This is a genomic window from Candidatus Accumulibacter similis (assembly GCA_013347225.1).
GTDB classification, from domain to species: domain Bacteria; phylum Pseudomonadota; class Gammaproteobacteria; order Burkholderiales; family Rhodocyclaceae; genus Accumulibacter; species Accumulibacter similis.
The window spans coordinates 2713936-2726843 of the sequence record CP054595.1; the positions used below are offsets into that span (position 1 = coordinate 2713936).

The window sequence follows — 12908 nt, forward strand, 5'->3', positions numbered from 1 at the left end:
GGCCAACCAGGGAATCAGCAGCACTTCCAGCTTCGAATGGGCGGATCGACTGTTGCTCGCGCGCGATGCCGATGCTAACGATGTCCTGCGCGATTACGGCCTGTATGGCCACCTTGGCGTCATGGCGCCCGGTGGAACGTACACGCGCCATGCCGAGATCACGCTGCCGGAAGGCTTGAGTGGAACCGTCTACGCCGTCGTGAAGGCTGCGGCCGGGGGGTTGACGTCGACGTCCGCACCGCCGTTCGAGTTTCTGTACCGGGACAACAACCAGCACAGCCGCCCACTGCAGGTGACCTTCTCGCCGTCGCCCGATCTGCAGGTTGCCGACATTCAGGCAACGCCGTCGGTGCAGGATGGCGGGCTGCTCGACGTCACCTGGACAATCGAGAACCAGGGGCAGGGCGACGCACTGGGCACATGGACCGACCAGCTCGTCCTCAAACCCGTCGGCAGTTCGGCTGCCTCGGCGATCACGCTCGGCTATTTCAGCTATTCGGCGCCGCTGCAGGCCGGCACGCACTACACGCGCACCGAGCAGTTCCGCCTGCCCGAACGGATCACCGGGTCCTATCAGGTGGTGGTGTCCACCAACAGCAGCCGCTCGCTCTACGAACACGGCGGCCTCGCCGAGAACAACGTGACGACCGACGAGTCGGCGGTCACCGTCAGCCTGCGGCCCCGCGCCGATCTTCAGGTCGCGCTGATCGACGCACCGGCGGTCGTCACCGCCGGCGGCACGCTGTCGGCCCGTTTCGAGGTCATCAACCAGGGGACGAGCGAGACGACGGTGCCGCACTGGCAGGATCGCCTCTATCTCTCGCTCGACAGCCAGCCGAGCGGTGACGACATTGCCTTCGGCCCGTTCCAGAACGGCTCGGCGTTGTTGCCGGGCGAGCGCTACGCGACCGACGCCGGCAGCGTCATCGTGCCGATCCGCTATCGCGGCGATGTCTACCTGATTGCCGTTACCGACGCGGGTGGAGCTCTGGACGAATACCCGAACGATGGCAACAACGTTCGTCTCGCCACCGTGCGCGTCGATCCGCGGGCCTTTGGCGACCTCGTGACCAGCAACGTCGTCGCGCCGAACCGCGCGCAGGCGGGTTCGCAGCTCGAAGTGCGCTACACGGTGACGAACAAGGGTTCGGCGCCCACCTATTCCGACCAATGGCACGACACTGTCTGGCTGACACGCGACAAGCGCCGGCCGAGCCCGGCGAACGGTGCGGTCCTGCTCGGCACCTTCGCGCACAACGGCGCGCTGGCGACCGGCGAGGGCTACGACAACAGCGTCCAGGTGACGCTGCCAAGCAACTTGACCGCCGGCATCAACACCTACTACCTGACCGTCTGGAGTGACGCCTACGACGTCGTTCTCGAGGACACGCTGTCATCCAATACCAACCCCGACGATCCGAACGAGATCGACAACAACAACTACAAGGCGCGGGCGGTGCAGGTCATCGTCGAGCCAGCGAACCCACCGCCGGCCACCCCTGTTCTCACGCCGGATCTGACGGTCACTTCGGTCGTCAGCGATGCGACCGGCACCGGTGGCGAGCTGTTCAAGGTCCGATGGACGGTCGAGAACATCGGTGACGGTGCGGCAACCGCTCAAGCGGGCTGGACCGACACCGTCTATCTGTCGCCCGCGCCATTCCTGACCTTCGACCAGAACACGATCGTTGTTGGCAGCGTTGCGCGCGGCGACTCGCTGCTGCCCGGAGCCAGCTATACGGTCGAGCAGAGCTTCCTGCTGCAGCCGCCGACCGAGGGGATGTACGTGATTGTCGTCACCGACAGCAGTCGCCAGCGCAGCCAGCAGGGCGATGTCGGTGAAGTGGACGAGGAAAACAACCAGTTGTCCGCCGACACGCTGGTCGTTCCGCGCGTCCCTGCCGATCTGACGATCAGCTCGGTTGTCGTGCCGCGGCAGAACTTCTCCGGCGAAACGACGACCGTCGAATGGACCGTCACCAACGTCGGCGCCGACGTCTGGTCGGGCACCAGCTACTGGCTCGACGAGGTCTGGGTTTCTCCGGACCCGGTCTTCGACATCAGCAGCAAGTTCTACCGCGACCGCGCGATCAGGGTTGGCCAGTTCGTGCAGGGCAACTCACCAGCCCTGGCGGCGGGCGAGAGTTACACCCGCAGCGCTTCGGTGATGCTGCGGCCAGGCATCCGGCAGCAGTGGTTCGCACACGTTTATGTCGATCAGGGCGGTGGTCAGCGTTTTGGCAACTACGAGCGCCAAGGCTACGAGATCATGTCCGGCAACTACGCCAGGCAGACGATCCCGGTGACCTACCGGGAGCCCGACCTCGAGATTTCCGGGCTGGTCACCGCCGATCAGGCGATTTCCGGCCAGCAGGTGAGCCTGAGCTGGAACGTAGACAACGCCGGTACGCGCGAGACACGCCAGTCCTACTGGACCGATTCGGTTTACCTGTCGCGCGACCCGTCGCTCGATCGTGGGGATGTTCGCCTGGCGGATGTCGCCCATTCAGGAGCGGTGCCAGCGGGCGGAGCGTACGCCGCGCAGGCGACCGTCACGCTGCCGGAAGGCATCGACGGCAGCTACCACCTGCTGATCGTCACCGACGACGGCAACGCCGTACTGGAATTCCAGGACGAAGGCGACAATCTCGCCGTGCACCCGCTGACGATTTCGCTGCATGAGCCACCGAACCTGCAGGTGACGGCCGTAGCGATCCCGCAACGCGCCACTGTTGGCCAGAAGTTTGATCTCAGCTACGAAGTGAGCAATGTCGGCACCGGCGCCACGCCGCCGACGCAGACCACGTGGACCGACGAGTTCTATCTGTCGCGCGATCGCTTCCTCGATTTCCAGGCCGACCGCTACCTCGGGAGCCGCGCCCACAGCGGCGCCCTGGCGGCTGGCGCCAGCTACGGCGAGTCGCTCTCGCTGACCCTTCCCGGCGACATCGTCGGGCCCTTCTACGTCTTCGTCGTCACCGACCCGGCACGCGGCTCGCAACGCGGCAGCGTCTTCGAACTGAGCAGCGAGACCGACAACGCGACTGCCAGCGCCCAGCCGCTGCTGATCGAACTCAAGCCGCCGAGCGATCTGCAGATCGACGGCATCACGACCAGCGCCGGGGCGGTGGCCGGCGCGCCGTTGCAGGTCTCCTGGACGGTCAGCAACCACGGCAACGAAGCATCCGAAGGCGCGTGGACCGACGCCGTCTACCTCTCGCGCGACACCGTATGGGATGTCGGCGACCGCCTGCTCGGCAAGTTCGACCACAACGGCACCCTGCTGCCGGGGCAGAGCTACGCCGGCGCGCTGCAGGCGCAGGTGCCGCCACTCGCCGACGGCCAGTACCGGGTGATCGTCCGCACCGACATCTACAACCAGGTCTACGAAGGGGCGGACGAGGCCAACAACCGTGCGGCGTCGCCGGATCCGCTGACGATCACCGTCGACGAGTTGCATCTCGGCGTGGCTCTCGACACGACGCTCGACCAGAACCAGGTGCGCGTCTATCGGCTCGACGTCGGGCCGGACGAGACGCTGCGCGTTCGCCTCACGAGTCCGGCGGCGAGCGGGGCGAACGAGATCTTCCTGCGCTACGGCGACATCCCGTCGGGAATCGCTTTCGACGCGATGTACCAGGATCCGCTGCAGCCGAACCAGATCGCGGTCATCCCCAACACCAAGGCCGGCAGCTACTACGTCCTCATCCGCGGCCACCAGGAGCCCGCGCCGGCCACGCCGGTACGGCTCCTCGCCGAGGTCGTGCCGCTGGCGATCGCCGGCATCAAACAGGACCGCGGCGGCGATTCCGGTCACGTCACGGTGACGATCACCGGCGCGCGCTTCACTCCCGGTGCCGTCGTCAAGCTCGTCCGGCCGGACATCGCCGAGGTCGAACCGCTGCGCGTGCAGGTCGTCGACAGCACGAAGATCATCGCGCTGTTCGACTTCTCCGCCGTGCCGCGCGGTCAGTACGACCTCGAGGTGATCAACCCGAACGGCAAGCGCGTCGTCGAACCGTACCGCTACCTGGTCGAGCGCGCGATCGAACCCGAAGTGACGGTCGGCATCGGCGGTCCGCGCGTCGTCCTCGCCGGCGACGTGGCGACCTACGGCGTCGCCTTCCAGAGCCTGACGAACATCGACACGCCCTACGTCAAGTTCGAGTTCGGCAGCCCCGAGATGGGGCAAAACCCGCTGATCTTCGGTCTGCCGTATGTCTCGACGGTGACCAACCTGCGTGGCGCGCCGGACGGCGGGTCCGCGGACATTCCGTGGGCGAGTCTCGTCTCCGAAGTCAACACCGGCGGCCGCGTCCTGGCACCCGGCTACCTGCTCGACGTCGGCGCCGGCGACTTCACCGGCCTGACCTTCAACGTCGCGACCTATCCGGGTCTGAAGGAGATGTGGGATCGCGAGTACCCGGCACTGAAGAGTCGTCTCGCCAGTGTGTTCCCGAATCTCGACGCACTGCTCGCCGACGATGGCGCCGGTCTCGACCAGTGGTGGGACCAGTTGCGCTCGGAACTCGAGCAGAAGATGCCCGCGCTGGCCGACGCCTTCGCCGCGCTCGATCTTCCGGCGATGATCAAGGCGTCGCTCAAGTTCCCGAACGAGGGCCTCGAAGCGTTCATTCCGTTCCGCTTCAACGTCGTCGCCGCGGCGACGGCGATGACGCGCGAAGAGTTCATTGCGGAGCAGATGACCGAGGCGTTGAAGCTGCGCAGCGCGATTCTTGCCGATGCGACGGCAGTGCCCGCCCTGCAGGTTCTCACAGCCAATCCGGATGACTGGGTCGCCGCGTATCTCGCGGCGCTCGAAAGCGGCGGGTTGTTGCGCCCGCAGGAAGCCGTGCCGCCGCTGCGCGACGACGCCCGGGCGATCAGCCTGCAAAGTGTTCTCGCCACCGGCATCCTGCTCGGCCCGGCGAGCGACCAGATCACCACCAGCGGCAACCTGGTCGACTTTTTCGAGCGGATTCACGCCTGGTACGGCGATGCGCCCGGAAAGCTGGCGCCTCTGGCCGGCTACGATCACCGTGAGGCGCGTTTCCGGGGTGCGGACGGCGTGTGGTACGACGCCGAACTAGACATCCCGATCCCGAAGCTGCCGACCTACGACGAGTTCGATCACCAGCTCTCGCAGCCGACGCACTTCCAGGCGTTCAACATCTACGTGCCGTGGATTCCGTTCGAAAAGCGGACCGCCGGCATGGCACTGCCGGACTTCGGTTCCGTCTTCTCTTCGGCAAGCGGCGAACAGACCGGCTTCTTCGATCTCGCGAGCAAGAACCCGGGCGTCGAAGTCAGCCCCGTCGACTTCTCGAAAGCCTTTGAAGCTGCCGCGACCGTCGGCGCCACGACGACGATCACCGGCCCGCAGGGATTCGGCGCGGCGCAGTTCCTGCCGAGCGGGCAGGCGCTGCCCTACGAGATCGCCTTCGAGAATCCGCCGACCGCTTCGGCCAGGCCGGGCAGCATCGAAGTGATCTCGCGGCTCGACGCGCAACTCGACCCGCGTACCTTCCGCCTTGGCGACATCCGCATCGGCGACATCCAGGTGCACATCCCCGACGGTCGCGCGACCTTCCAGGGCGATTTCGATTTCACGCGCAGCAAGGGCTTCATCCTGCGCGTCGCCGCCGGCGTCGATGCCCAGCAGTCGGTTGCGAGCTGGCTGTTCGAGGCGATCGACCCGCTGACCGGCGAGGTCCTGCGCGACACGACCAAGGGCCTGGTTGCGCCGAACAACGCGCAGGGGATTGGCCGCGGCAGCGTCGGCTACACGATCCAGCCGCGCACCGATGCCCTGACCGGCGACGCGATCACCGCCTCGGCGCGCGTCCTCTTCAACACCGCCGCGCCACAGGACGCCAAGGAAATCCGCCAGACCCTCGACGCTGCAGCGCCGGTGACGACGCTGACCGCCGATCGCATCGGCGCCAGCGGCAACGACTACCAGTTGCGCTGGACATCGGTCGACGACGCCGGCGGGTCCGGCGTTCGCCACGCCACTGTTTACGTCGCCGAAGACGGCGGCGACTTCAAGATCTGGCTGCGCCAGACCAACGACACGGCTGGCATCTACCAGGGCCGCGAAGGCCATACCTACGAATTCCTCGCGCTCGCCACCGACCACGCCGGCAACCGCGAGCAGCCGCCGGCCGGCTCGCTCGCGCCCGACGATGGCTCACGCGTCAACCTCGGCAACCTGCCGACCTTCGAAACCACCCCGGCCGATCCGCCGCCACCACCGGCCGTGCAGCCATCGACCAACCCGCTGTTCGTCGAGGCCGCCAAGGGCGCGCTCAACCTCGCACCGAGTTCGCGACCCGCGGAATTCTCGACCGTGCTCAGCCCGTTCACTGCCGAAGCCTTCGCCACCGGCATCCGCCAGAGCTTCGCCGACATCGGCCCGCTGGCGATCGTTCGCCTGCCCGACGGCAGCGTGCTGGCGAGCGGCGGCAGCAATCGCGGCGAACTCCATCGCCTGAGTGCCAATGGCGGCGTCGCCGGCGCAGCGCTGATCCGCCTCGAACGACCGGTGTTCGACCTGGCGGTCGACGCCGATGGCCGCCTGTGGGCGACCACCGGCGGCGGGCCGCTCGTCGAGCTCGACCCGACCAGCGGCGCGGTCACCGCCGAGCACGGCGACGGCATCACCCAGGCGCTGGCGGTTCACCCGCAAAGCGGCAGGATCTACGTGTCCACCGGTGCCGGCGTCGAGATCTTCGACCCGGTCAGCCAGACTTTCGCGCCGTTCAGCGACTACCGCGTCGATGACCTCGCCTTCTCGCCGGCCGGCGACCTCTGGGGGACCTCGTGGCCCGAGCGGGGAACGATTGTCCAGTTCACGCCGCTGGGGCGCGCACATGCCGTGGCGCGGCTCGACGAGGCGGTCGACTCGCTGGCCTTCGGGCTGCCCGGATCGGCGCTCTCCGACCTGCTGTTCGTCAGCACCAACGGCGGCAAACTGGTGATGCTCGACCTCGTTTCGCTGCAGCACGTCACCATCGCGCGTGGCGGGAGCCGTGGCGAGACGGTGCTGGCGACTCCCGACGGCGCGCTTCTCGTCGCCCAGTCGCATCAGATCGACCGCGTTGCGCCGGTGTTTGCGCCGCGCGTCATCGGCACCAACCCGCCGCACCAGGGGGCGGCCGCGTTGCCGCTGGCCAGCCTGACCGTCAGCTTCGACCAGGACATGAATGCCGGCGACGCCACCGATCCGGCGTCGGTGCTCAACCTCGCCAACTACACGCTGACCGGCACCAGCGCCGGCGGCCTGACGATCCGCTCCGCGAGCTATGACGCCGCGAGCCGCAGCGTCACGCTGCGTACCGATCCGCTGGCGCCGGACAGCTTCGTGCTGCAGGTGTCGGCGACCATCGCCGCACGCAGCGGCAGCACGCTCGGCACGGCCTGGCGCAGCGAATTCACGACGACCGCCGACCTCTCGTCGCAGGTGCGGATCGATTTTCTCAACACGCGCGCGTCGCGCGCCGACGGCACCATCTCGTACGACGTCCGGGTGACCAACATCGGCCAGGGCGACCTGCTGGCGCCGATCGTCCTGGCGCTCGATCCTGCCCGTTACTTCCAGGGGCAGCCGGTCAACGCCGACGGCCCGAACAACCTCGGACTGTGGCTGATCGAGCTTGACGAGGAACTCGCCGATGGCGCCCTGCACCCTGGCGAATCGACCGTCGTGCAGACGGTGACGGTCAGCGACCCGCTCTGGCAGCGTGTCGACATCGGTCACGGCGTCTATGCGGTGCCGGCGCCGAACCGGTCGCCGGTCTTCAGCTCGACGCCGCTGACGCAGGCGCAGGCCGGGCAGGCCTATCAGTACACGGCGGTCGCCAGCGATCCGGAAAGCGGCGCCGTCGCCTACCTGCTGCAAAGCGGTCCGCGCGGCATGGCCGTCGACGCCCAGAGTGGCGTCGTCAACTGGACGCCCACCTTCGCCAGCCCCGAGCAGGCCGACGTTGTCCTGCGCGCCTACGACGCGGGCGGCGCCTACGCGCTGCAGTCGTTCACCATCAGCCTGACCGGCGTGAATCACGCGCCGCAGTGGCAGCTCACCGACCTTGCCGACGGTTTCGAGATCGATGAAGGGCAGTTGTTCGAACTGCCGCTGCTGGCGACCGACGCCGACCGCGATCCACTGTACTTCTACGCCGACAATCTGCCCGGCGGCGCGACGATCGACGCCGAGCGGCAGACCCTCACCTGGACACCCGGCTTCAGCGCCGCCGGCGTCTATCGCGACATCAGCATCAGCGTCAGCGACGGCTTGGCCAGCGACACGATCCGTTTCAGCCTGACCGTGCTGCCGGTCGACCAGCCGCCGACCTTGCTGACGCCGCCCGACCGCACCATCCGCGAAGGCGACCCGCTGCGCTTCCAGCTTCAGGCCAGCGATCCCGAAGGCGCACGGCTGTACTACTCGAGCCGTTTCCTCCCCGGCGGCTCGTTCCTCGACCCGAATACCGGCGAGTTCGAATGGACGCCGACCTTCACCCAGGCCGGCACCTACCGCATCCCGTTCTCGGTCGGCGACGGGCAGTCGTCGGCCACGGTCACGACGACGATCACCGTCCTCAACGTCAATGGCCTGCCGCGCTTCGACCAGCTCGGCGAGTGGCAGGTGCGCGAAGGGCAGACGCTGTTCTTCCGCGCCTTCGCCTTCGACCCGGAAAACCCGGGCTTCGTCCCGCCGGACCGCCTGCCCGACGGCAACCTCACACCGTGGCTCGAAACGGAGCCGACGGTCAGCTACATCGCCGCCAACCTGCCCGCCGGCGCCACCTTCGACGCCGACACGGCGATGTTCGTCTGGACGCCCGGCTTCACGCAGGCCGGGACGCACGTCGTCAGCTTCACCGCCAGCGACGATGGCGACGGCACCGGTACGTCGGGCGTCGCGACGATCAAGGTGCCGATCACCGTCATCAACGCCAATCAGGCGCCCGCGATTCAAGCGCTCGCCAACCAGACGGTCGATCGTGGTCAGGTACTCGATCTGCCGGTCAGCGTCAGCGATGCCGACGGCAACGCGCTGGCGCTGAGCGCCGCCGGGCTGCCGGCGTTCGCCAGCTTCACCGACCATGGCAACGGAACCGGCTTCTTCCGTTTCAACCCGGGAGCGAGCGACCGTGGCAACCACGTCATCACGCTGACGGCAACCGACGACGGCGATGGCGCCGGCGCCGCCGCGGCGCGCAGCAGCACGCAGAGCTTCGTGCTCAGCGTCAGCGTCCTCAACGAATTGCCCGAACTCGCCTACCTCGGCGATCTGGTCGCGTTGCCCGGCGAAACGCTGAGTTTCACGATCCGCGCCAGCGACCTCGAGCAGAACCCGCTGATCTTCTCGGCCGACTCACTGCCCGCCGGGGCGACGATCACCCCGCAGGCGTTCTACGGTACGGCGCTGTTCACCTGGACGCCGGCCGCCGCCGATCTCGGTGTGCATCAACTGACGCTGCGCGTCGCCGACGATGGCAACGACGGCCGTGGACCGATCGGCAGCGACGAGCAGATGCTGCGCATCGTCGTCCGCGCAGCCAACCAGGCGCCCGTTCTGCAGGCCGTCGGCGACTACACGCTGGTCGAAGGCGACGCGCTGCGCCTGCCGCTGGTCGCCAGCGACGCCGATGGCGACCCGCTGACCTTCAGCGCGACCAACCTGCCGGCCGGCGCCAGCCTCGACCCGCGAACCGGGCTGCTCACCTGGCAGCCGAACCTGATCCAGTCCGGCGACTACGACGGCATCGTTCTCAGCGTCAGCGACGGCCACCGCTCGGACAGCGAGACGATCTCGCTGCAGGTCGCCAATCTCAACCAGGCGCCGATCGTCACGCCGATCGCCGACCAATCGACGCGCGAAACCGCCGAGATCAGTTTCACCGTCGTCGCCAACGACTTCGATGGTGACCCGATCGCCTTTGCCTCGAGCAAACCGCTGCCCGCCGGTGCCCGCTTCGACGGCCGCAGCGGCAGCTTCACCTGGACGCCGACCTACGAGCAGGCCGGCGACTACGTGCTGAGCTTCCTCGCCCAGGATCCCGATGGCGCGCGCAGCGCCCTCGACGTCAACCTGCGCGTCGACAACCTCGACCGCGCGCCGGCGCTCGCCGTCGAGAAGCACCAGGCGCAGATCGGACAGACGCTCACCGTCGCGCTCAACGCCTCCGACCCCGACCGCAACAGCACGCTGACGTTCAGCGCCAAGGGCCTCCCACCGGGAGCGACGCTCGATCCGGCCACCGGCGTCATCGAGTGGACGCCGGGCGTCGGCGATGCCGGCGACTACCTGGCGCTCGTCACCGTCTCGGACGGCGAACTGTCGGCCACCGAGCCGCTCGTGCTGCGCGCGAGCCTGGCGCCCGTCGCCCCGACGGTGACCATCGAACAGACACCGAGCTTCGCCGCCGTCCCCGGCCAGCCGATCGTCGTCCACGTCCTGGCGAGCAGCTTCGCGCCGATCACCTCGACCAGCCTGACGGTCAATGGCGAGGCGGTGGTGCTCGACGCGACCGGCAGCGCGCGCATCCGCGCCGATGCACCCGGCAAGCTCGAACTCGTCGCCACCGCCACCGATGCCGACGGCCTCACCAGCACCGCGCGCAGCAGCCTGCGCGTGCGCGACCCGCTCGACCGGGCGGCACCGGTTGCCGTGCTCGACTCCACCCTGCATTCGGCGCGCCTGTCGGCGCCGGCCGAGATCCGCGCGACCGTCTCCGATGTCAACTTCGACGAATGGTCGCTGTCGCTGCTGCCGTTCGCCCCGGCGAGCGATGCCGCCTCCGCCGGCAACGCGGCGGGGCAGGGCGCCGGCGAAATCGTCCTTGCCCGCGGCACCACGTCGGTCGCCAACGCCGCACTGGCGACACTCGATGTTGGCCGTTTCGCCAACGGCATCTACCGCCTGCGCCTGACGGCCAGCGACCTGGCTGGCCGGGTGACGACCAGCGAGGCGCTGATCGAAATCGCCAGCGCCGCCAAGCCCGGCCAGTTTCTGCGCAGCGAGAGCGATCTGTCGCTCAGCCTCGACGGGGTCGCCATCGATCTCGTGCGCCAGTACGATTCGCTCGCCGTCGCCAACGAGGGCAGCTTCGGCCCTGGCTGGCGTCTGGCGCTGCGCGATGTCGACCTGCAGACCGACGTTCCCCTCACCGGCCGCGAGAACGCAGGCGTCGCCAACCCCTTCAGCCTCGGCACGCGCGTCTATCTGAGCCTGCCAAGCGGCGAACGCGTCGGCTTCAGCTTCACTCCGCAGAAGCACGAAACGCCCGGCCTGACGGTCTACACGCCAGCTTTCACCGCTGACGCCGGCACCGGCTGGACGCTGTCGGCGGTCGATCGTCAGCTAACGCTGGCCGGCAACCGGCTCTTCGATCTCGCCAGTGGTCTGCCCTACAACCCGACGCTGCCGGCCGGCGACGAAGCACAGCTCGTCCTGACCGGACCCGACGGCACCGCCTACGAAATCGACGCCGCGCGCGGCGTGACCGCCATCGTCTCGGCCAGCGGCAAGCGGCTGGTGGTCAGCGACAGCGGCATCGTCGCGCCCAATGGCGAGGCGATCCGCTTCACGACCGATGCCGCCGGCCGCATCGCCGGCATCAGCGCGCCGAACGGCGAACGCATCGTCTATGGTTACGATGGAGAAGGTCGTTTGTCGTCGGTGCGGCGGATCGCGGACAGCGAATCGACGCACTACGGCTACGAAGTCGCCGCTTTCGGTCGCCTGGCGATCATCACCGGCGCCAACGATCTGGCGATCGACTACAGCGGCGCAGCACCGGCCGTTCGTGCGCTGGCCGGCGATCTCGGCGCCGCGCGCACTTATCTCGCCGCACCGTTTGCCGGCAACCTCGCCGCCGGCGAGGACGACCGGCTCGCCTTCGCCGTCCGCCCGTCCGAGTTCGCCTCGACGGCGAGCGGCACGATCTACCTCGGCGTGACGGTCGAGGCTGCTGCCGGCAGTATGTTGCTGCCAGCCGTGCCGATGATCGAGGGGCTGACGCCTATCGCCAGCAATGCAGTCGGTGGCAAGGCTTTCGCGCTCTTTGCCCTGAGCCGCGGTGCCGGCGCCCTGCCGGGCAATGTCCTGCATCTACTGCGCGTGGCCGGTGCCGACGCGACCACTGCCGGCGATTACAGCCTGCAGATCTTCATTGCCGGTGACGCGAATGCCGATACGCGGGTCGATGGCGGCGACGCCCAGATCGTCGCCGCGGCACGCGGCGCACGTGCCGGCGACGCGGGTTACGTGGCTGCTGCCGATGCGAACCGGGACGGGGAGATCGATGGCGCTGACAGCGGACTGCTGTTCCAGAACATGGGCTACGCGTCAAATCAGGCGCCAGTCCTTACGCCACAAGCGATCAAGACGCACCGGGATTTGGAAGTGACGATTCCGATCACGCCGATGATCGGCGATCTGGAGGGCGATTCGGTATTTTTCCGAGTCGCCAGCTCGACCCGCGGCTTGGCTGCCTTGAATGCCGATGGTGCGTCGGTGCTTTTCTCGCCTGAGTCGGGCTACACCGGCGCAGGCGGGTTCGCTCTGGTCGCAGATGATGGATATGTCGGGGCCTCGGTCGCGTCTTTTGACATCGAGGTCAGTGCTGCCCGACTGGTTCATATCGACCTGCCCAGGCTTCCCGTCCTGTTCGAAAGGGGCTCTGCCGCGCTGAACGTGAGTGGCGATTTTGAGGATCAGGAAAACGTTCGTCTTCCTGCAAGCTACTTGCAGTTCTTTTCGAGCGACCCAGCAGTGGTGCTCGTGTCGGGCCAGGGGTTGGCAACTGGAATAACGTCGGGCTCCACCGTAATCCGTGTTGAAAGTCAAGGAATTCAGGCCGTAAGCGTCGTCAATGTCATCGCCGCACCACTTCCAGATG

At 67.8% G+C, this 12908-nt stretch carries 1 protein-coding gene (running past both ends of the window); it reads left to right on the forward strand.

This entire window lies inside a single protein-coding gene on the forward strand: locus HT579_12225, encoding a tandem-95 repeat protein. The 43923-nt coding sequence extends 14219 nt beyond the window's left edge and 16796 nt beyond its right edge, so the window shows coding positions 14220-27127 — codons 4740 (partial) to 9043 (partial); the first codon wholly inside the window starts at position 2. Both the start codon and the stop codon lie outside the window.